Raw genomic sequence first — 20,754 nt, 5'->3', positions numbered from 1 at the left:
AGTTTTCGGCCCTACTTGGTAATTTCCACCGCCCCCCCCCCCTCGCCCCCAAACACACAGGTTTTCCCCGGCCCCGGGGCGGGGGCCGGGCCCCCCCCCCCCCCCCCCCCCCCCCCCGGGGGGGGGCCCCCGGCGGGGGGTATGACGGCGGAGGCCGGCACGGCACCGGTGCGAGGCGTGATCATGCCCCCACCGTAAGGGCTCAGGCGCGCGCCGTCAGGGTGAGCAGGGTGGCCTCGGGCGGGCAGGCGAAGCGGACCGGGGTGTACCGGTTGGTGCCGCAGCCCGCGGAGACGTGGAGGTAGGAGGTCCGGTCCGCGACCGTGTGCGTGGAGAGCCCCTTCACCCGGTCCGTGTCCAGGTCGCAGTTGGTGACGAGCGCCCCGTAGAAGGGGATGCACAGCTGCCCGCCGTGGGTGTGCCCGGCGAGGATCAGTTCGTACCCGTCGGCCGTGAAGGCGTCGAGCGAGCGCAGGTACGGGGCGTGCACGACGCCCACCGTGAAGTCGGCCGAGGCGTCGGGGCCGCCGGCCACCCGGGCGTACCGGTCGCGCTTGATGTGCGGGTCGTCCAGGCCGGTGAAGGCGAGCTCGGCCTGCGGCAGCTTCAGCCGGCCGCGGGTGTTGGTGAGGTCCACCCAGCCCGCCGCGTCGAAGGCGTCCTTCATGTCCTCCCACGGGTTGTGCACGGCGCCGACGACCGGCGGGTTGCCGTTGAGCCCGTGGCGGCCCTGGACCTTCTCCTTCAGGTACCGGGCGGGGTTGCGCGGCGTCGGCCCGTAGTAGTCGTTGGAGCCGAAGACGTACACGCCGGGGAACTCCATCAGCGGCCCGAGCGCGTCGAGGACCTCCGGCACGGCCTGCGTGTCGGAGAGGTTGTCGCCGGTGTTGACGACGAAGTCCGGGCGGAGCCCCGCGAGGGACTGCAGCCAGGCGCGCTTCTTGCGCTGGCCGCTCACCATGTGGATGTCGGAGACCTGGAGGACCCGCAGGTCGCGCATGCCGCGCGGGAGGACCGGGACCGTCACCCGGCGGAGCCGGAAGGAGCGGGCCTCGAAGCCGGCCGCGTAGACGATTCCGGCCGCAGCCGTCGCCGTGAGGCCTGCCGTGATCTTCAGGGGGATCCCGTACCGTGCGCGCATCCCCCCATCGTCGCAGACCCGCCGAGCCGAAATGCGCGGGCGGTACGGGTGGACCACCTGCCACACTTGACCCCATGACCACGCTCAAGGCCAAGCTTCAGGAAGACCTCACCGCCGCGATCAAGGGGCGCGACGAACTGCGCTCCTCGACCCTGCGGATGACCATCGCCGCCGTCAACAAGGAGGAGGTCGCGGGCAAGACCAAGCGCGAACTCTCCGACGACGAGGTGCAGAAGGTGATCGCGAAGGAGGCGAAGAAGCGCCGCGAGGCCGCGGACGCCTTCGCCCAGGGCGGTCGCGCCGAGTCCGCCGAGCGCGAGCTGGCCGAGGGCGAGATCCTCGACGCGTACCTGCCGAAGCAGCTCGGCGACGAGGAGCTCGACTCCATCGTCGCGGCGGCCGTCGAGGAGGCGAAGGCGGCGGGCGCCGAGGGCCCGCGCGCCATGGGCGCCGTCATGAAGATCGTGAACCCGAAGGTGGCCGGCCAGGCCGAGGGCGGCCGCGTCGCCGCCGCGGTGAAGAAGCTGCTCGCGGGCTGATCCGCGCGGAGCACGTACGAGGAAGGGCGCCCCACCTGGGTGGGGCGCCCTTCCTCGTGTCAGGGGTGCGTCAGTGGCCGGGCTTGCGGCCGCCGTGCCCGCCGCCGATCAGGTTCGGCGGGATCGTGATCCCGCCGGGGAGCGGGTCGGTCGTCGGCGTGGTGTCCCCGGGCTTGGCGTCGGCGGGCTTGCGGGGCTTGTTCGGGCCCTCGCCGCCCGGCTTCTCCTCGTCCTTGGGCTTCTCGGCCCGCGGCACGGAGACGGAGACGAAGCTCGGCGTCTCGCCGGCGTCCAGGGCGCCCGTCATCGCGATCTTCCAGATGGGGCCGGGGAGGCAGCCACCGCAGACCTTGTCGTAGTACTCGCCGCCGATGGTGATGTCGTACATCGACTTCTTCTCGCCGACGTCGTCACCGACCCAGACGGCGGTGGACAGGTTCGGGGTGTAGCCGACGAACCAGGCGTCCTTGCGGTCGTTGGTCGTACCGGTCTTGCCCGCGTTGTCGCGGTCGCTGAGGCCGGCCCGCGTACCGGTGCCGTCCTCGACGACGCCCTTCAGCATCTGGTTGACGGTGTCGGCGGTCCGGTCGCTCATGGCCCGCGTGCACTTGGTCTGCGGCACGTTCAGCTTGTCGCCGTTGGCGGCCTTGATCGACTCGATGGCCACCGGGGTGCAGTAGATGCCGCGGTTGGCGAAGGTCGCGTAGACGGACGCCATGTCGAGCGGGGTGGACTCGATGCTGCCGAGGGTGACGGAGGGGCTCTGCTTGATGGGCTTGCCCAGCTCGCGCTCGTAACCGACGTTCTTCGCCATCGTCAGCGTCTCGCAGAGACCGGCCATCTGCTCCAGCTTGGCGAAGTAGGTGTTGATGGACTTGCCGAGGGCGCTCGTCATGTCGAAGAGGCCCTTCTCCGACTCCATCTCGTTGCTCACCTCCCAGTTCGCGTAACCGGAGGGCTTGCCGTCGCAGCGGGTGTACTCGCTCTCGCTGATGTTGATCTTCGACGGGTCGTTGAAGCTCGTCGCCGGGCTGATGCCCTTCTCCAGGGCCGCGGCGGCGGTGATCGGCTTGAAGGTCGAGCCGACCTGGAAGCCGTACGTCGTGCCGCCCATCCTGCTGCCGACGGCGAGGTTCAGCGTGGTCTGGTGCTGCTTCTGGTCCAGGCCGTACGGGCGGGACTGGCCCATCGACAGGATGCGGCCGGTCTTGGGCTGGACCTGCACCACCGAGGCGGCGACCGGGTCGTCCTTGTTGACCTTGGCGATGGCGGCCTCGTTGGCGGCGGCCTGCGCGCGCGGGTCGAGCGTGGTCCTGATGGTGAGACCGCCCAGGTTCCACAGCTTCGACCGCTCCTCGGAGGTCTTGCCGAAGACCGGGTCGTTGAGGATCGTCTTGCGGACGTAGTCGCAGAAGAAGCCGGCGCCGTCGACGGCGGTGATGCAGCCGTTCTTCGGGGTCTTGACCTTCAGCTTGATCGGCTTGGCCTTCGCCGCGTCCGCCTCGGCCTGGCTGATGTCCTTCACGTCGGCCATCCGCTGGAGGACCACGTTGCGGCGCTTGGTGGCTTCCTGGATGTCGTTGATCGGGTCGTAGCGGCTCGGCGACTGGACCAGGCCGGCCATCATCGCGGCCTCGCCCAGGTCCAGATCGGCGGCGTGCTTGGAGAAGTAGCGCTGGGAGGCGGCCTCGATGCCGTAGGCCTGCTGCCCGAAGAAGGTGATGTTGAGGTAGTTCTCCAGGATCTTCTTCTTGCCCAGCTCCTCCTCGACCTGGATCGCGAACTTCAGCTCGCGGACCTTGCGGCCGATGGTCTGCTGGGTGGCCTGCGCGACCTTCTCGGGGTCGTCACCGGCCTCCTCGACGAAGACGTTCTTCACGTACTGCTGGGTCAGCGTGGACGCGCCCTGCGAGACCCCGCCCGACTGCGCGTTGCGGTTGATGGCGCGCAGCACGCCCTTGAGGTCGATCGCCCCGTGCTCGTAGAAGCGCCCGTCCTCGATAGCGACGATCGCCTTCTGCATGTACGGGGAGATCTTGTCGATCGGCACGACCTTCCGGTCCCGCGAGTACACCGTGGCGATCAGACCGCCCTCGGCGTCCAGGATCGTGGTGCGCTGACTCAGCGGTGGGGTCTTCAGATTGGAGGGGATCTCGTCGAACCCCTCCACCGTGCCCTTCGCGGCCAGCCCGAGTGCGCCGGCCGCGGGCAGGGCGATGCCCGCCAGCACGGCTCCGGCGAGCACACTGACACCGAGGAACTTGGCGGCCTGCTGGGTCCCGGTCAGACCACCGCCCGAGCGCTTCTTTGCCATGGGGGCAGCCTACGTTCTCATTCGCCGGACACACGTATATGCCTTGGCCTAAGCTGCTCCCAACTGTCACAGCAGTGTGGTCTCGCATCAAGACCCGTGCGTGACATCGGTATGAATTCCCGTGACCCCGAAACACGGGAATCTCGTGTCCGATTCCGGCTCATGCGTCACACGGTGCCCGAAGTGGCCCCATCGAAGAAGGGCATGTACGAGAGATATGTCCGGTATCTCACGCATGTCTTTCGATCACTCCCCTGGGTGATCTGACGCGCACGCATAGTCCGTTCGGGCCATTCAAGATTGGGCCCGAAGGGGGTGTTGCGCTGTGCCCACCTTCCGTAACGTCCCAACTGGCAGCGGTGAATATGCCGCTGCCGCCGTGGGGGAGCCTCGATTCGGGAGAGGACGGCGCCGGTATGGGCTGGGTAGCTGACTGGAGTGCGCAGGCGGCCTGCCGCACTACCGATCCGGATGAACTTTTCGTACAGGGAGCGGCGCAGAACAGGGCAAAGGCGGTGTGCACCGGATGCCCGGTGCGGACCGAGTGCCTCGCCGACGCCCTCGACAACCGCGTGGAGTTCGGCGTGTGGGGCGGCATGACGGAGCGAGAGCGCCGCGCCCTGCTGCGCCGGAGGCCGACCGTCACCTCGTGGCGCCGGCTCCTGGAGACCGCGCGGACGGAGTACGAGCGGGGAGCGGGCCTGCTGCCCGTGGCGATCGACGACGACGCGACGTACGAGGCGTACGCGGCGGTCGGCTAGCCCCGACGCGTACGGAGCAGGGGAGTCCTGACACGTACGCGGCACGGAGCCCCGACGCGTACGCGGCACGGACAAGACCGCGTACGGAGCACTGGCAAGAAGCGCGTACTGAACACGGGCAAGAGACGCGGGTACGAGTACGGATACGGGTACTCGTACGCGAGACGGCTCAGGCCGAGGGCGCCTGCCCCGCCATGAGCCGGTCACCGATGGCCCGCAGCCCGGCGAGGTCGTGCACATCGCCGGGCAGGGCGGCCACTTCGGTCACCGCCACCTCGGGGTGGAGCGCGGTGAAGCGGTCGCGCGTGCGCTGCTCACGCGCGAGCACCCGCATGCGCTCGGCATGGAGGCGCAGAAGTCCCGCGGTGAGCTGACGGACGTCGACGTCCGGTGTGTCTGTCTGCTGTGCCGGTGTTTCCTGTGCCGGGTCGGCTGTGGGGGCAGCCTCGGATACGGACAGTGCGGCGGCGGTGGCGAGATCGTTCGGCTCGTGCTCGGGGTCGGGCTCGGGCTTGCGCTCGGTTCCGGTGGCCGGGGAGCCACCGTGTCCAGCCTTCCCGCCCCCCTGATCCACAATGCGCCCCTCGTCAAGATTTTCCGCGGCGGCCCGCGCCCGCTCGGCCGACAGCAGGGCGGCACCACTGCCGTGGACGCGGTTGAGGACGAGGCCGGCCAGCGGCATCTCCTCCGCGGCCAGCCGCTCCACGAAGTACGCGGCCTCGCGCAGCGCGTCCCGCTCCGGCGTCGCGACCACGAGGAAGGCCGTACCCGGGGCCTGGAGCAGCTTGTACGTGGCGTCCGCGCGGGTCCGGAACCCGCCGAACATCGTGTCCATCGCCGCCACGAACGTCTGCACGTCCTTGAGGAACTGACCTCCCAGCAGCTTCCCCAGGGTCCCCGTCATCATCGACATGCCGACGTTGAGGAACTTCATCCCGGCCCGGCCGCCCACCTTCGCCGGGGCCATGAGCAGCTTGATGAACTTCCCGTCGAGGAAGGACCCGAGCCGCTTCGGCGCGTCCAGGAAGTCCAGCGCGGACCGGGACGGCGGGGTGTCGACGACGATCAGGTCCCACTCGTCGCGGGCCCGGAGCTGGCCCAGCTTCTCCATCGCCATGTACTCCTGCGTACCGGCGAATCCGGCCGACAGGGACTGGTAGAAGGGGTTCTCCAGAATCGCCCGCGCCCGCTCGGGATCCGCATGCGCCTCGACGATCTCGTCGAAGGTCCGCTTCATGTCCAGCATCATGGCGTGCAGTTCGCCGCCGTCGGACCCCTTGATGCCCTCGACCTTGCGGGGCGTGTTGTCGAGGGAGTCGATGCCCATGGACTGGGCGAGCCGGCGCGCCGGGTCGATGGTGAGCACGACGACCCGCCGCCCCCGCTCCGCCGCCCGCACCCCGAGCGCCGCCGCCGTGGTCGTCTTCCCGACCCCGCCCGCGCCGCAGCAGACGATGATGCGCGTCCCGCGATCGTCGATCAGCGGGTCGAGCTCCAGAACCGGCGCACGATCGATCCCGCGCTCGGTGGCGGGACCCGGCTCGGCGCCGTGACCCGGCTCGGCGCCGTGACCCGGCTCGGTGGCGTGACCCGGTTCGGGGCCAGGGCCCGGTTCGGTGACGCCCGCGCCCGCGCCGGCGCCGCGGCCCGGCTCGGCGGCGCGACCCGGCTTGGTGGCGTGACCCGGCTCGGTGGCGTCCGCCCCAGCGCCGCGACCCGGCCCGGTGGTGCCCGCCCCGGCGCCGCTGCTCCCGGCGTCGGCCGGCTCGGCGCCCGCTTTCTTCGTCACGCGCCCACCCCTTGCTTCCGCAGTTCCTTCGCCAGCCGGTAGAGCCCGGCGATGTCCGCCCCGTCCCCGAGGAAGGGGAGTTCGTACGAGGGGACGCCGACGCCGTCCAGGACCGCGCGCTGCGTCCGCTCCAGCTCCACCCGCCGCGCGTGCTCGGCCGCCTGGCCGAGGAGCGGCTCGACCAGGGCGGTGCCGCCCGTGACGCCGACGGAGGCCAGGGTCCGCGCGATCGCCTCGCGGTGGTCGCCGGAGGCGGCCCGTACCGCCGCCTCGTCGAGGACGTGCGGGCGGACCATGTTCACCACGACCCTGCCCACCGGCAGCTCGGCGGCCCTCAGCTCCGCGATGCCGTCCGCGGTCTCCTGGACCGGCATCTCCTCCAGGAGGGTCACCAGGTGCACCGCCGTCTCCGGGGACTTGAGGACCCGCATGACGGCCTGCGCCTGGTTGTGTATCGGGCCGATCCTGGCCAGGCCCGCGACCTCGTCGTTCACGTTGAGGAAGCGGGTGATGCGGCCGGTGGGCGGCGCGTCCATGACCACGTGGTCATAGGTGGGGCGGCCGTCCTTCTCCCGGCGCCGGACCGCCTCGCACGCCTTGCCGGTCAGCAGCACGTCCCGGACGCCCGGCGCTATCGTCGTCGCGAAGTCGATCGCGCCGAGCTTCTTCAGGGCCCGCCCCGCCCCGCCCAGTTTGTAGAACATCTGGAGGTAGTCGAGGAGCGCGCGCTCGGCGTCGATCGCCAGCGCGAACACCTCACCGCCGCCCGGCGCGACGGCGATCTTGCGCTCCTCGTACGGAAGGGCTTCCGTCTCGAAGACCTGTGCGATGCCCTGCCTGCCTTCGACCTCGACGAGGAGGGTCCGCTTCCCCTCCGTCGCGAGGGCGAGGGCGAGGGCGGCGGCGACCGTCGTCTTACCGGTACCGCCCTTGCCGCTGACGACCTGGAGCCTGCTCACGTTGTCGAGCCTAACCACTGGCGGCCGCGCGCAATCAGCAGGCCGCCCCGGAGAAGCCACCTAGGGGCGGCCTCGGGGGAGCCGGGACGGGAGCCGGGGCGGCAGCGGATACAGTCGGCCCCATGACCAAGTGGGAGTACGTCACGGTGCCGCTTCTGGTGCACGCGACCAAGCAGATTCTGGACACCTGGGGCGAGGACGGCTGGGAGCTCGTCCAGGTCGTGCCCGGGCCGAACAACCCCGAGCAGCTCGTGGCCTACCTGAAGCGGGCCAAGTCGTGAGCGGGGCCGTCGAGGCGCGGATCGCCGAGCTCGGCCTGACCCTGCCCGAGGTCGTGCCGCCGCTCGCGTCCTACCAGCCGGCCGTGCAGTCCGGCGTGTACGTGTACACCTCGGGCCAGCTCCCGATGGTGGCGGGCAAGCTTCCCGTGACCGGCAAGGTCGGCGCCGAGGTCACGCCGGAGGAGGCCAAGGAGCTCGCCGCCACCTGCGCGCTCAACGCGCTCGCGGCCGTGAAGTCGGTCGCCGGTGACCTCGACCGCATCAAGCGCGTCGTGAAGGTCGTCGGCTTCGTCGCCTCCGCCGCCGACTTCACCGGCCAGCCCGCCGTCATCAACGGCGCCAGCGAGCTGCTCGGCGAGATCCTCGGCGAGAAGGGCGTGCACGCCCGCAGCGCCGTCGGCGTGGCCGTGCTGCCGCTCGACGCGCCGGTTGAGGTCGAGGTCCAGGTCGAGCTCGTCGAGGCCTGACATCCGGAACGGATGCGGAGAGCCGGTTTTCCACAGGCGTGGGAAACCGGCTCTCGTGCATTCCGATGCTTGCGCATAGCATCCGGCCATGTCGAATGGTCAGTCGAAGCAGTCGAACGGTCAGTGGTACCCGCCGGAGTGGCCCGACCGCATCCGGGCCCTCGCCGCCGGTGAGCTCACCCCGGTGACGCCCCGGCGCGCCGCCACCGTGCTGCTCCTGCGGGACGGGGCCGCGGGGCCCGACGTCCACATGCTGCGCCGCCGCACCTCGATGGCCTTCGCGGGCGGCGCGTACGCCTACCCGGGCGGCGGTGTCGACCCGCGCGACGAGCAGCCGGTGCGCTGGGCGGGCCCGTCCCTGGAGATGTGGGCGGACCGGCTCGGCCTCGACGACCCGGCGCAGGCGCAGGCCGTGGTCTGCGCCGCCGTGCGCGAGACCTTCGAGGAGGCGGGCGTGCTGCTCGCCGGGGAGACCGCGGACGGCGTCGTCGGCGACACGACCGGCGCGGACTGGGAGCGGGACCGGGAGGCGCTCGTCGCCCGGGAGCTGTCCTTCGCCGACTTCCTGGACCGGCGCGGGCTCGTCCTGCGCTCGGACCTCCTCGGCGCGTGGGCCCGCTGGATCACCCCCGAGTTCGAGCAGCGCCGGTACGACACCTGGTTCTTCGTGGCCGCGCTCCCGGCCGGGCAGCGCACCCGGGACGTCTCCGGGGAGGCGGACCGCACGGTCTGGATCCGCCCGGCACAGGCCGCGGCCGGCTACGACCGGGGCGAGCTGACGATGATGCCGCCGACGATCTCCACCCTGCGCACCCTGGAGCCGTACGGAACGGCCGCCGAGGCGCTGGCGGCGGCGGAGCGGCAGGACATGACCCCCGTCCTCGCGCAGGCGCGCCTGGAGGGCGACGAGCTGGTCCTGAGCTGGCCGGGGCACGAGGAGTTCACCAAGGTCATCCCCGCAGGGGCCACCGGAGCCACCGGGGCCACAGGGGGTGCGGCATGAGTGACGCCGCCGCCCTGCCCGGGCAGCCGCGCGGGCTCGTGGTCTCCGGGCCCGCGACCGAGCGCGCCGTGAACGTCCTGGCGCCGAACCCCTCCGCGATGACCCTCGACGGCACCAACACCTGGCTGCTCTCCGAGCCGGGCTCCGGCCTCGCGGTCGTCGTCGACCCGGGACCGCTCGACGAGGACCATCTGCGCCATGTGATCGACACCGCGGAGAAGCTCGGCAAGCGGGTCGCGCTGACCCTGCTGACCCACGGTCACCCGGACCACGCGGAGGGCGCGGGCCGGTTCGCGGAGCTGACCGGGACGGCCGTGCGGGCCCTCGACCCGGCGCTGCGCCTCGGCGACGAGGGCCTCGGCGCGGGGGACGTGGTGACGGTCGGCGGCTTGGAGCTGAGGGTCGTCCCGACCCCCGGGCACACCTCGGACTCGCTCTCCTTCCACCTGCCGGCCGACCGCGCGGTGCTGACGGGGGACACGATCCTGGGGCGCGGGACGACGATGGTCGCGCACCCGGACGGGCGGCTCGGCGACTATCTGGACTCGCTGCGGCGGCTGCGCTCGCTGACCGTCGACGACGGGGTGCACACGGTCCTGCCGGGGCACGGGCCGGTCCTGGAGGACGCGCAGGGGGCCGTGGAGTTCTACCTCGCGCACCGGGCGAGCCGGCTGGCGCAGGTCGAGACGGCGGTCGCGGCCGGGCACCGTACGGCGGCGGAGGTCGTCGCCCATGTGTACGCGGACGTGGACCGCTCGCTGTGGCCGGCGGCCGAGCTGTCCGTACGGGCGCAGCTGGAGTACCTGCGGGAGCGTGGTCTGGCCTAGGGGCTGCTCCGCCCCTGGTCCGCGGGGCGTCACGATCCTGTCCCGAGGGGGCCCCGGCCCTTGGGTGTTCCTGACCAATGTTTTACGCTCCGCTTACTTCTGGCCGTAGCTTTCGGGGGGAACGCCCGTGTTCGTCATCGCCATCCTGCTGGTCATAGCCGCAGTGGTGCTCTTCTTCGTCGGCCGCGCCAACGACTCCGCGGGGCTGAAGTTCGGCGCCCTGGGCGCGGTCCTGGCCGGCGTCTTCTCGCTGATCGTGAGCATGACGTACGTGATCAGCGCGTACGAGGTGGGCGTGCCGGTCGCCTTCGGCAAGGTGGGTTCGCCGATGACCTCGGGCATGCACATGAAGTCGCCGTTCACGGACGTCACGACCTTCTCCACCCGCCCGGTCGACCTCAACCTCTCCGACAAGGACGTGGTCGAGGTCCGCTCCTCGCAGGGCGGCGTCATGTACGCCGAGGTGACGGTGAAGTGGGCCGTCGACCAGGCCAAGGCCGTCGAGCTGTACAAGCTCGCGGGCAGCGAGGACGCCATCCAGCAGCGGCTCGTCTACCCCGACAGCCGCGAGATCGTCCGCAACGTCTTCGCCCACTACACGAGCGAGCAGGGCTACGCCTCCGACCGCGAGGGGATCAACGCCGAGATCGGCCGCCTCATCAAGGAGCGCCTGGCCCCGCGCGGCATCGACGTGACCACGGTCAACCTGCGCAACGTGAAGCCCTCGGACTCCCTCCAGGCCCAGATCGACCGCAAGATCCAGCAGGAGCAGGCCACCGAGCGGGCCCTGGAGGCCTCCCGCACGGCGAAGGCCGAGGCCGACCGGCGCCGCATCGAGGCGGAGGGCATCGCCCGCGCCAACAAGATCCTCAACGACTCGCTGACGGACAAGGTCCTGATGAACCAGTGCATCGACGCGTACCGGGAGGCCGCGGCGAAGAACCCGGTCTACGCGGTGCCCTGCGGGAGCGGCGGCTCCGCCCCGGTGATCGTGGACGGCTCGAAGCGCTGACCCCCGCCTCGCACACACGCGGAAGGCCGCCCCGGTCCGACGACCGGGGCGGCCTTCCGCGTATGCCTGGGTACTAGCGCGAGCGCTTCGCGAGGCGCTCCACGTCCAGCAGGATCACGGCGCGGGCCTCAAGGCGCAGCCAGCCGCGCTGGGCGAAGTCGGCGAGCGCCTTGTTGACCGTCTCGCGGGAGGCGCCGACCAGCTGGGCCAGCTCCTCCTGGGTGAGGTCGTGGACGACGTGGATGCCCTCCTCCGACTGCACGCCGAAGCGGCGCGACAGGTCGAGGAGCGCGCGGGCGACACGGCCCGGGACGTCGGAGAAGACCAGGTCGGACATCTGGTCGTTGGTCTTGCGCAGTCGGCGGGCGACGGCGCGCAGCAGCGCGGTGGCCACCTCGGGGCGGGCGTTCAGCCAGGGCTGGAGGTCGCCGTGGCCGAGGCCGAGCAGCTTGACCTCGGTCAGCGCGGTCGCCGTGGCGGTGCGCGGGCCCGGGTCGAAGAGGGACAGCTCGCCGATGAGCTCGCCGGGGCCGAGGACGGCCAGCATGTTCTCGCGGCCGTCGGGGGAGGTGCGGTGCAGCTTCACCTTGCCCTCGGTCACCACGTACAGGCGGTCGCCGGGGTCGCCCTCGTGGAAGAGCGCGTCGCCACGGGCGAGCGTCGCCTCACTCATCGAGGCGCGCAGCTCGGCAGCCTGCTCGTCATCGAGCGCCGCGAAGAGCGGGGCGCGCCGCAGAACGTCGTCCACGAGTTCTCTCCTACTGTCGACCTGCTCAAAGGACCTGGGTCCCATGATGCCGGACGCACAAAACAGTGCGATCAATCACAACAAGTTTGACGCACCGAGCCGCCCGGTCGTACGCCAGGTGCCCGATTGGGCTCCGATCGGCGGTGACCGGGGCGGATGTCGGTGTCGGCGCCTAGGCTGGCCGGGTGTCCAACTCGCCGGTGAGAGCGCAGGCCAAGGGGGCTGAAAGAGTGTCGGCCGAAGGTAATTCCGCTGTGGGCGAACACGGCGTGTCGAAACGGGCGAAAGCCGCAAAACGGAAGCCCGTGGGGCCGGTCGACCCCGCCGCGCCCAGCACGCCCGCCGCGCCCGCCAAGCCTTCGAAGGCCGCCGCAGCCGCGAAGCCCGCCGCGTCGGGCAAGGCTGCCGCCACCAAGCCCTCGAAGTCCGCCAAGCCCTCGAAGCCCGCCGCGGCCGCCAAGCCCGCCAAGCCCGAGTCGAGGCTCGCGATGGTCCGCCGGGCGCACCGGATCAACCGCGAACTGGCCGAGGTCTACCCGTACGCCCACCCGGAACTCGACTTCCGCAACTCCTTCGAGCTGCTCGTCGCCACGGTCCTCTCCGCCCAGACCACCGACCTGCGGGTCAACCAGACCACCCCCGCCCTCTTCGCGAAGTACCCCACCCCCGAGGACCTCGCCGCCGCCGTGCCCGAGGAGGTCGAGGAGCTGATCCGGCCGACCGGCTTCTTCCGCGCCAAGACCAAGTCGATCATGGGCTTGGCCGCCGCCCTCCGGGACGACTTCGGAGGCGAGGTCCCCGGCCGCCTGGAGGACCTCGTCAAGCTCCCCGGCGTCGGCCGCAAGACCGCCTTCGTCGTCCTCGGCAACGCCTTCGGGGTCCCCGGCATCACCGTCGACACCCACTTCATGCGCCTCGCCCGGCGCTGGCGCTGGACCGAGTCCGACGACCCGGTGAAGATCGAGGCCGAGGTCGCCGAGATCTTCCCGAAGAGCGAGTGGACGATGCTCTCGCACCGGGTGATCTTCCACGGCCGGCGGATCTGCCACGCCCGCAAGCCCGCCTGCGGCGCCTGCCCGATCACCCACCTCTGCCCCTCGTACGGAGAGGGCGAGACCGACCCCGAGAAGGCGAGGAAGCTGCTCAAGTACGAGAAGGGCGGCCTCCCCGGCCAGCGGCTCAACCCGCCGCCCGACTACCCCGGCCGCCCGGCGCTCCCCCTGGGCGGCGCCGCCGCGCCGGACGATGACGCCTGAACGCCGGCGACGAGCCCCGGGAGCGAACCCTGGGAACGAACCCCAGGGACGAACGCCGGGAGCGAACCCCGGGAACGAACCCGTCCACCGATCGCGTTGTGAACCACGGGGGTGCCTATGACGCGCACTGACGAAGACATCCACGGGCCCGGCCCGGCCGGCCTGCTCAGCCGCGACGGGCTGCCCGACTGGCTCGCGCCCGTCGACCGGGCCGCCCGCACGGTCCGGCCCGAGCAGCTGAGCCGCTTCCTGCCGCCCGAGAGCGGCGACGGCCGCCAGTCCGCCGTCCTCGTCCTCTTCAGCGAGGGCGAGCGCGGCCCCGAGCTGCTCCTCATGGAGCGCTCCGGCAGCCTCCGCTCGCACGCCGGACAGCCCTCCTTCCCCGGCGGCGCCCTCGACCCCGAGGACGGCGACCCGGCGGACGGCGGGCTGCTGCGCGCCGCCCTGCGCGAGGCCCAGGAGGAGACCGGCCTCGACCCGGCGGGCGTGCAGCTCTTCGGCGTGCTGCCCCGGCTCTACATCCCGGTCAGCGGCTTCGTCGTCACCCCGGTCCTCGGCTGGTGGCGCGAGCCCAGCCCGGTCGGCGTCGTCGACCCCGCCGAGACCGCCCGCGTCTTCACCGTCCCCGTGGCGGATCTCACGGACCCCGCGAACCGCGCGACCGCCGTGCACCCGCTCGGCCACGAGGGCCCCGCGTTCCTCGTCGCATCCGCTCTGGTCTGGGGTTTCACGGCCGGCGTCATCGACAAGCTGCTCCATTTCGCCGGCTGGGAGCGCCCCTGGGACCGGTCCAAGAAGGTCCCGCTCGACTGGCGGTCATGACAGGCTGGCTCCCGGGCCGGCCCTCGGGCGGACCGACCGACCCCGGGCGACCGGAAACGAATCTGCGAGGCTACTGACGGTGAACGTGCTGGACATCCTGTTGCTGCTCGCCGCCGTGTGGTTCGCGATCATCGGCTACCGCCAGGGATTCGTGGTCGGCATCCTGTCGGTGATCGGTTTCCTCGGCGGCGGTCTCGTCGCCGTCCTGCTGCTCCCGATCCTCTGGGACCAGCTGACGGACAACAGCGAGGTCTCGACCACGGCCACCGTCGTCTTCGTGATGGCGGTCATCGTCTGCGCCTCCATCGGCCAGGCCTTCACCACCCACCTCGGCAACAAACTGCGCCGCCACATCACCTGGTCACCGGCCCGCGCCCTGGACGCCACCGGCGGCGCCCTCGTCAACGTCGTCGCGATGCTGCTCGTGGCCTGGCTCATCGGCTCCGCCCTCGCCCGTACGTCGCTGCCCACCCTGGGCAAGGAGGTGCGGAACTCCAAGGTGCTGCTCGGCGTGGAGCAGGTGATGCCGGATCAGGCCTCCAGCTGGTTCGAGGACTTCAGCTCCACCCTGGCCCGCAGCGGCTTCCCCCAGGTCTTCAGCCCCTTCGCGAACGAGCCGATCACCCAGGTCACCCCGCCCGACCCGGCGCTCGCGGACAGCCCCGTCGCCGCCCGCGCGCAGCGCTCCATCGTGAAGGTCGTCGGCACCGCGCAGAGCTGCGGCAAGGTCCTCGAAGGCACCGGCTTCGTCTTCGCCGACCGCCGCGTCATGACCAACGCCCACGTCGTCGGAGGCGTCGACGAACCGACCGTCCAGATAGGCGGCGAGGGCAGGCTCTACGACGCCAAGGTCGTCCTCTACGACTGGCAGCGCGACATCGCCGTCCTGGACGTGCCGGGCCTCAGGGCCACTCCGCTGGCCTTCACCGACGAGGACGCCCGTAGCGGCGACGACGCGATCGTCGCCGGATTCCCGGAGAACGGCTCGTACGACGTCCGCTCGGCCCGCGTGCGGGGACGCATCAGCGCCAAGGGTCCCGACATCTACCACCGCGACGAGGTGCGCAGGGACGTCTACTCGCTGTACGCGACGGTCCGCCAGGGCAACTCCGGCGGCCCGCTCCTCACCGAGGACGGCGAGGTGTACGGCGTGATCTTCGCCCGCTCCCTCGACGACGCGAACACCGGATACGCCCTGACGGTCGACGAGATCCGCGAGGACATCGAGCGCGGCCGGACCGCCGACCAGCAGGTCGACACCCAGGGCTGCGCCCTCTGAGCCAGGCCTGACAGGGGCCCTACGCGGTGTCTCTGGGGTGCCGGAGCCGGGCCGAGACCCAGCGGGCCCGGCGGCGGAGGATACGGGAGATCCCCACCTGCCCCGCGCCCTGGTCCGGCGGGCCACCCCGCTCGCGGGAGCCCGGCCCCGTGGCCGAGCGGCGGTCGCGTGCTGTCGTGTCACCGTAGTCGTGCGTCCAGCCCATACCTCGACGTCTGCCCGGGGTCCGAGGTCGGTAACCGCTTCCGGGCCCGCCAATTGGAGTATGCGGGGGGCACATGGCCGTTCGACGGACGCCTGTACCCCGACGCGGCCGTGACAAAGGCTCAGCGGTCGGGCTCGGGATCCTTCAGCCAGCTGACGAGCTCCGTGGTGAAGGCCACCGGGTCCTCCTCGTGCGGGAAGTGCCCGAGGCCGTCGAAGAGCCGCCAGCGGTACGGCGCCTCCACGTACTCGCCGGACCCGGCGGCGCTGCGGGTCCGCATCACCGGATCCAGGGAGCCGTGCAGATGCAGCGTCGGCACCCGCACCGGCCGCTTCATGCGCCGGTTGAACTGGATGCCGTCCGGGCGGGCGAGCGACCGCACCATCCAGCGGTACGGCTCGATCGAGCAGTGCGCCGTCGACGGGACGCACATCGCCCGCCGGTACACCTCGACGGCCTCCTCGTCGACCGGCCTCGGCCCCGACCAGTCCCGGATCAGCTCACCCACGAGCGCCCCGTCGTCCGCGACGAGCTGACGCTCCGGCAGCCACGGCCGCTGGAAGCCCCACACGTGCGAGCCGGCCCGCGACTGGGCGAAGTCGGAGAGCATCGCCGAGCGCCAGCGGCGCGGGTGCGGCATCGAGGAGACCACGAGCCGGCGCACCAGTTTCGGCCGCATCACGGCGGCCGTCCAGGCGAGGTAGCCGCCCAGGTCGTGCCCGACGAGCGCCGCGTCCGGCTCGCCCAGGGAGCGGATGACGCCGGTGATGTCGAGCGCCAGGTTGGCGGGGTCGTAACCCCGCGGCGTACGGTCGCTGCCGCCGACCCCGCGCAGGTCCATCGCGACCGCCCGGAACCCGGCCTCGGCCAGGGCGGGCAGCTGGTGGCGCCAGGTCCACCAGAACTGCGGGAAGCCGTGCAGGAGCAGCACCAGCGGGCCGTCGCCCATCTCGGCGATGTGGAAGCGGGCGCCGTTGGCGGCCACGTCACGGTGCGTCCACGGCCCGTCGAGCCGTACGGGCCCGCCGTTGCCGCTGCTGCTCTCGGGGAGGGTCATACGGACGAGCGTCCCACAGCGGATGCCTTCTCAAGCGCCGGACGCTGCTCCGGACGGGGGTGCGGCTTCGCGTTCCCCATGATCGCCGCCGTCTGCTTGGCGGAGGCGATGGACCTCTCCGGCGGCTTGACCTTCTTGAACTTGGCGACGGCGATCGCTCCGAGGAGGCCCGCCAGCAGCACGTTGAACGCGAAGGACAGCAGGAAGCACCAGACGAGGTTCCAGCCCCCGTTGCCGTTGTGCCCGCCGGTCCAGGTGTTGATGGCGTACGCGAGCGCGAAGCTCAGCATCGGCAGCGAGAACAGCAGCACCACGAGGGCGCCGATGCCCATGATGCTGCCGAGCGCGCCGCGCTTGACGTCCTGCCGCAGTTCGGCCTTGGCCAGGGCGATCTCGTCGTGCACCAGCGCGGACATCTCGGCGGTCGCCGAGGCGACCAGCTGGCCGAGGCTGCGCTCGGTTCCGTCGAACGGGTCGCTCATCGCTGCTCCCTCTTCTCTTCTGCGGTCCGAGGTCCTCTTCTTGTGGTGCGAGTCCTCTTCTACGGTCCGAATCAGATCATGCCGGACGGTCGGCCTCGTCGCGCGATGCCCCCGCCAGTTGGGCGCGCTCCCGGTGCTCCGCGGCCTTCCGCTCGTAGATCTCGGCCATCCGCAGGTGGTACTCCGGGTTGTCCTGCTCGTAGATGTCGGGGATGCCGTCCTCGTCCTCGTCGCGCTCCTCGTCGGAGACGAGCGCCTGGTACTTCCGGACCCGCAGCTTCAGCAGGACGGAGGCGAGGACGGCCGCGATGAGCGAGCCGGTCAGGACGGCGGCCTTCACCTCGTCGGTCAGGACGGCGTCCCCGGCGAAGGCGAGTTCGCCGATGAGGAGGGAGACGGTGAAGCCGATCCCGGCGAGGGTGGCGACGGCGAACACGTCCGGCCAGCTCAGGTCCGGGTTGAGCTCCGCCCGAGTGAAGCGGGCGGCGAGCCAGGTGCCGCCGAAGATGCCGATCGCCTTGCCGACGACGAGACCGAGGACCACGCCGAGGGTGACCGGCTGGGTGAAGACGTCGTGGAGCGCGCCGCCGGAGACGCTCACACCGGCGGAGAAGAGCGCGAAGAGGGGCACGGCGAGACCGGCCGAGAGCGGCCGGACCAGGTGCTCGATGTGCTCGCCGGGGGAGTGCTCCTCGCCCTCCCTGGTGGTGCAGCGGAGCATCAGGCCCATGGCGACGCCGGCGATGGTGGCGTGGACGCCGCTGTTGTACATCAGGCCCCAGATGACCAGGGCCAGCGGCACGTACACGTACCAGCCGCGGACTTCCTTGCGGAGCAGCAGCCAGAAGACGACGAGTCCGGCGACGGCGCCGCCCAGCGCGGCGAAGTTCAGGTCGCTGGTGAAGAAGATCGCGATGATCAGGATCGCGAACAGGTCGTCGACGACGGCGAGGGTGAGCAGGAAGGCGCGCAGCGCGGACGGCAGCGAGGTGCCGATGACGGCGAGGACGGCGAGCGCGAAGGCGATGTCGGTCGCGGTGGGCACGGCCCAGCCGTCCATGGAGCCGCCGCCGACGGCGTTGACCAGGGCGTAGACGAGGGCGGGGGCCGCCATGCCGCAGAGCGCGGCGACGACGGGGAGCATGGCGGCCTTGGGGTCGCGCAGCTCGCCCGCGACCAGCTCGCGCTTGAGCTCGATGCCGGCGACGAAGAAGAAGACCGCGAGGAGGCCGTCCGCGGCCCAGTGCTGGACCGACAGGTCGAGGCCGAGGGCGGCGGGGCCTATGTGGAAGTCCCGTACGGCCTCGTAGCTGTCGCTGAGCGGGCTGTTCGCCCAGACGAGGGCGGCGACGGCGGCGAGGAGCAGCAGGACGCCGCCGACGGTCTCGGTGCGCAGCGCGTCGGCGAGGTAGCGGCGCTCGGGGAGGGAGAGCCGTCCGAGGAACTTGCGGTCGCTGGGGGCGGACACTGGGGGGACCTCCGGTCGGTGGGCAGGGCAGAGCACATGCCGACCAGACTTCCCGGCGCACCTAGGTCTTTCTGTCGCGTTCCTGACGCGATCCTTACTTTACCTAACGAGCTCGGGGTGTGTCCGGCGGGATTCACTTTAGGTGGGTAAGAGGCGTTTTGCCCTGCCCGTGGAAGCGCCCGTGCACACGGAAGCGCCCGCCCCGAGCGGTGGCTCGGGGCGGGCGCTTCCGTGTGCGGGAGGGGCTCAGTCCTCGCTGGGGGCGGCCGGCAGCTGGTTCTGGATGAGCGACATGACCGAGGAGTCGGTCAGGGTGGTGACGTCGCCCAGCTCGCGGTTCTCCGCGACGTCGCGCAGCAGACGGCGCATGATCTTGCCCGAGCGGGTCTTCGGCAGCTCCGCCACCGGCAGGATCCGCTTCGGCTTGGCGATCGGGCCGAGGGTCGCGCCGACGTGGTTGCGCAGCTCGGCGACCAGACCCTCGTCCTCGCTCGCCGTGCCCCGCAGGATGACGAAGGCGACGATCGCCTGACCGGTGGTCTCGTCGGCGGCGCCGACGACGGCCGCCTCGGCGACGGACGGGTGCGAGACGAGGGCCGACTCGACCTCGGTGGTCGAGATGTTGTGACCCGAGACGAGCATGACGTCGTCGACCCGGCCCAGCAGCCAGATGTCGCCGTCCTCGTCCTTCTTGGCGCCGTCACCGGCGAAGTACTTGCCCTCGAAGCGGGACCAGTACGTGTCGATGTAGCGCTGGTCGTCGCCCCAGATGGTGCGGAGCATCGACGGCCACGGCTCGGTGAGGACCAGGTAACCGCCGCCGCCGTTCGGGACCTCGTTCGCCTCGTCGTCCACGACGGTGGCGGAGATGCCCGGCAGCGGGCGCTGCGCGGAGCCCGGCTTGGTCTCGGTGACGCCCGGCAGCGGCGAGATCATCATCGCGCCGGTCTCGGTCTGCCACCAGGTGTCCACGATCGGGGTCTTGTTCGCGCCGATGTGCTCGCGGTACCAGACCCAGGCCTCGGGGTTGATCGGCTCGCCGACCGAGCCCAGCACGCGGAGGCTGGAGAGGTCGAACTTCGCGGGGATGTCGTCTCCCCACTTCATGAACGTGCGGATCGCGGTGGGCGCCGTGTAGAGGATCGTGACGCCGTACTTCTGCACGATCTCCCAGAACCGGCCCTGGTGCGGGGTGTCCGGGGTGCCCTCGTACATGACCTGCGTCGCGCCGTTGGCCAGCGGGCCGTAGACGATGTACGAGTGTCCGGTGACCCAGCCGATGTCGGCGGTGCACCAGTAGACGTCGCTCTCCGGCTTGAGGTCGAAGACGGCGTGGTGGGTGTAGGCGGCCTGGGTGAGGTAGCCGCCGGAGGTGTGCAGGATGCCCTTCGGCTTCCCCGTGGTGCCCGAGGTGTACAGGATGAAGAGCGGGTGCTCCGCCGGGAACGCCTCCGGGGTGTGCTCGGTGGACTGGCGGGCGACGATGTCGTCCCACCAGACGTCCCGGCCCTCGGTGAAGGCGGTGTCCTGGCCCGTACGGCGGACCACGAGGACGTGCTCGACCTGCGGGCACTTGGCGACGGCCTCGTCGATGGCCGGCTTGAGGGCGCTCGGCTTGCCGCGGCGGTAGCCGCCGTCGGCGGTGACGACCAGCTTGGCGTCGGCGTCCTGGATGCGGGAGGCCACGGCGTCGGCCGAGAAGCCGCCGAAGACCACCGAGTGGGCGGCGCCGACACGGGCGCAGGCCAGCATCGTGATGGCCGCCTCGGGGATCATCGGCAGGTAGACGGCGACCCGGTCGCCCTTGCGGACGCCCAGCTCGGTCAGGGCGTTGGCGGCCTTCGAGACCTCGTCCTTGAGCTCGGCGTAGGTGAGGGCGCGGCTGTCGCCGGGCTCGCCCTCGAAGTGGATGGCGACCCGGTCGCCGTGGCCGGCCTCGACGTGCCGGTCGACGCAGTTGTACGCCACGTTCAGCTCACCGTCGGCGAACCACTTGGCGAACGGCGGGTTCGACCAGTCGAGGGTCTCGGTCGGCTCGGTGGCCCAGCTGAGACGCCTGGCCTGCTCGGCCCAGAAACCCAGCCTGTCCGCCTTGGCCTGCTCGTACGCCTCCGCCGTCACATTGGCGTCCGCGGCCAGCTCGGTGGGCGGCGCGAACCGCCGCTCTTCCTTGAGCAGGTTGGCCAAGGATTCGTTGCTCACGACATCTCCCTTTCCCAGGGCGTCCTCTGTGCGTATGTGTCCCGCGTCATAGCTCATCAGTCAGACGGCCGGGTGACAAGAGCCTCCAGGGAATTGGTTTAGACCTGTGAGCGGCTTGACGCGAAGTGGCCCCTTCTTCCCG

General features: G+C 71.2%; 20 protein-coding genes. 10 read left to right on the top strand and 10 right to left on the bottom strand.

Features of this window, described 5'->3' with window-relative positions; genetic code table 11:
- Positions 1-202: 202 nt before the first annotated feature.
- Positions 203-1,141, bottom strand: a complete 939-nt coding sequence (locus ACH4TP_RS17705) for a metallophosphoesterase (protein ID WP_389223063.1) — start codon at positions 1,139-1,141, stop codon at positions 203-205.
- Between the two features lie 74 nt (positions 1,142-1,215).
- Here ACH4TP_RS17705 and ACH4TP_RS17700 point away from each other — a divergent pair, with 74 nt between their 5' ends.
- Positions 1,216-1,680 carry a GatB/YqeY domain-containing protein gene (locus ACH4TP_RS17700; protein ID WP_398181577.1) on the top strand — a complete coding sequence of 155 codons (465 nt, stop codon included), beginning with the start codon at positions 1,216-1,218 and terminating at the stop codon, positions 1,678-1,680.
- A gap of 70 nt (positions 1,681-1,750) precedes the next feature.
- Here ACH4TP_RS17700 and ACH4TP_RS17695 read toward each other — a convergent pair whose 3' ends face one another.
- On the bottom strand, positions 1,751-3,994 hold the full coding sequence (locus ACH4TP_RS17695; RefSeq protein WP_398181580.1) for a transglycosylase domain-containing protein: 2,244 nt from the start codon (positions 3,992-3,994) through the stop codon (positions 1,751-1,753).
- Between the two features lie 416 nt (positions 3,995-4,410).
- On the opposite strand from ACH4TP_RS17695, the gene ACH4TP_RS17690 reads away from it, so the two are divergent.
- The gene (locus ACH4TP_RS17690; protein WP_181924596.1) at positions 4,411-4,755 is read left to right on the top strand and encodes a WhiB family transcriptional regulator; all 345 of its coding nucleotides are present in this window, start codon (positions 4,411-4,413) and stop codon (positions 4,753-4,755) included.
- 169 nt (positions 4,756-4,924) lie between these two features.
- On the opposite strand, the gene ACH4TP_RS17685 is transcribed toward ACH4TP_RS17690, so the two are convergent.
- Both ACH4TP_RS17685 and ACH4TP_RS17680 read right to left on the bottom strand, forming a co-directional pair.
- Entirely contained in the window at positions 4,925-6,271 is a 1,347-nt protein-coding gene (locus ACH4TP_RS17685) for an ArsA family ATPase (protein WP_398181709.1), read from the bottom strand.
- A gap of 269 nt (positions 6,272-6,540) precedes the next feature.
- Positions 6,541-7,503, bottom strand: coding sequence for an ArsA family ATPase (locus tag ACH4TP_RS17680; protein ID WP_389223072.1), 963 nt, complete (start codon positions 7,501-7,503; stop codon positions 6,541-6,543).
- 122 nt (positions 7,504-7,625) lie between these two features.
- Here ACH4TP_RS17680 and ACH4TP_RS17675 point away from each other — a divergent pair, with 122 nt between their 5' ends.
- From ACH4TP_RS17675 to ACH4TP_RS17655, 5 genes are all read left to right on the top strand, one after another.
- Entirely contained in the window at positions 7,626-7,784 is a 159-nt protein-coding gene (locus ACH4TP_RS17675; protein ID WP_015034547.1) for a DUF4177 domain-containing protein, read from the top strand.
- Complete coding sequence (locus ACH4TP_RS17670; protein ID WP_351177150.1) at positions 7,781-8,251, top strand: RidA family protein; 471 nt, start codon at positions 7,781-7,783, stop codon at positions 8,249-8,251. The genes ACH4TP_RS17675 and ACH4TP_RS17670 overlap by 4 nt, the downstream gene beginning before the upstream one ends.
- 88 nt (positions 8,252-8,339) lie before the next feature.
- On the top strand, positions 8,340-9,254 hold the full coding sequence (locus ACH4TP_RS17665) for an NUDIX hydrolase (RefSeq protein ID WP_398438472.1): 915 nt from the start codon (positions 8,340-8,342) through the stop codon (positions 9,252-9,254).
- Complete coding sequence (locus ACH4TP_RS17660) at positions 9,251-10,081, top strand: MBL fold metallo-hydrolase (RefSeq protein ID WP_398181588.1); 831 nt, start codon at positions 9,251-9,253, stop codon at positions 10,079-10,081. The genes ACH4TP_RS17665 and ACH4TP_RS17660 overlap by 4 nt, the downstream gene beginning before the upstream one ends.
- Positions 10,082-10,208: 127 nt before the next feature.
- Positions 10,209-11,093, top strand: a complete 885-nt coding sequence (locus ACH4TP_RS17655) for a prohibitin family protein (RefSeq protein WP_389223080.1) — start codon at positions 10,209-10,211, stop codon at positions 11,091-11,093.
- Positions 11,094-11,166: 73 nt separating this feature from the next.
- Here the strand turns inward: ACH4TP_RS17655 and ACH4TP_RS17650 are convergent, their stop codons facing one another.
- The gene (locus ACH4TP_RS17650; protein WP_015034542.1) at positions 11,167-11,841 is read right to left on the bottom strand and encodes a Crp/Fnr family transcriptional regulator; all 675 of its coding nucleotides are present in this window, start codon (positions 11,839-11,841) and stop codon (positions 11,167-11,169) included.
- 305 nt (positions 11,842-12,146) lie between these two features.
- Between ACH4TP_RS17650 and nth the strand changes: the two genes are divergently transcribed.
- From nth to ACH4TP_RS17635, 3 genes are all read left to right on the top strand, one after another.
- Positions 12,147-13,097: an endonuclease III gene (gene nth / locus ACH4TP_RS17645; protein WP_398438471.1), complete on the top strand. Its 951-nt coding sequence runs from the start codon at positions 12,147-12,149 to the stop codon at positions 13,095-13,097.
- A 117-nt stretch (positions 13,098-13,214) separates the two neighbouring features.
- Positions 13,215-13,919 carry an NUDIX hydrolase gene (locus ACH4TP_RS17640; RefSeq protein ID WP_398438470.1) on the top strand — a complete coding sequence of 235 codons (705 nt, stop codon included), beginning with the start codon at positions 13,215-13,217 and terminating at the stop codon, positions 13,917-13,919.
- A gap of 79 nt (positions 13,920-13,998) precedes the next feature.
- Positions 13,999-15,198 carry a MarP family serine protease gene (locus ACH4TP_RS17635; protein WP_398181596.1) on the top strand — a complete coding sequence of 400 codons (1,200 nt, stop codon included), beginning with the start codon at positions 13,999-14,001 and terminating at the stop codon, positions 15,196-15,198.
- Between the two features lie 19 nt (positions 15,199-15,217).
- Here the strand turns inward: ACH4TP_RS17635 and ACH4TP_RS17630 are convergent, their stop codons facing one another.
- From ACH4TP_RS17630 to acs, 5 genes are all read right to left on the bottom strand, one after another.
- Positions 15,218-15,403, bottom strand: a complete 186-nt coding sequence (locus tag ACH4TP_RS17630; protein ID WP_389223092.1) for a hypothetical protein — start codon at positions 15,401-15,403, stop codon at positions 15,218-15,220.
- Between the two features lie 121 nt (positions 15,404-15,524).
- Positions 15,525-16,460, bottom strand: coding sequence for an alpha/beta fold hydrolase (locus ACH4TP_RS17625; protein WP_389223095.1), 936 nt, complete (start codon positions 16,458-16,460; stop codon positions 15,525-15,527).
- Positions 16,457-16,942, bottom strand: coding sequence for a phage holin family protein (locus tag ACH4TP_RS17620; protein WP_389223098.1), 486 nt, complete (start codon positions 16,940-16,942; stop codon positions 16,457-16,459). The genes ACH4TP_RS17625 and ACH4TP_RS17620 overlap by 4 nt, the downstream gene beginning before the upstream one ends.
- Positions 16,943-17,018: 76 nt before the next feature.
- Positions 17,019-18,410 (bottom strand): Na+/H+ antiporter NhaA, encoded by a 1,392-nt coding sequence (gene nhaA, locus ACH4TP_RS17615; protein WP_389223101.1) that lies wholly within the window; start codon positions 18,408-18,410, stop codon positions 17,019-17,021.
- A gap of 246 nt (positions 18,411-18,656) precedes the next feature.
- Positions 18,657-20,612 (bottom strand): acetate--CoA ligase, encoded by a 1,956-nt coding sequence (acs, locus tag ACH4TP_RS17610; RefSeq protein WP_398181601.1) that lies wholly within the window; start codon positions 20,610-20,612, stop codon positions 18,657-18,659.
- Positions 20,613-20,754 lie beyond the last annotated feature (142 nt).

Source organism: Streptomyces sp. NPDC021012 (genome assembly GCF_044333355.1).
GTDB lineage: Bacteria > Actinomycetota > Actinomycetes > Streptomycetales > Streptomycetaceae > Streptomyces.
The sequence above is the reverse complement of the archived record's forward strand: the minus strand, read 5'-3'. Positions and strand labels throughout refer to the sequence as shown.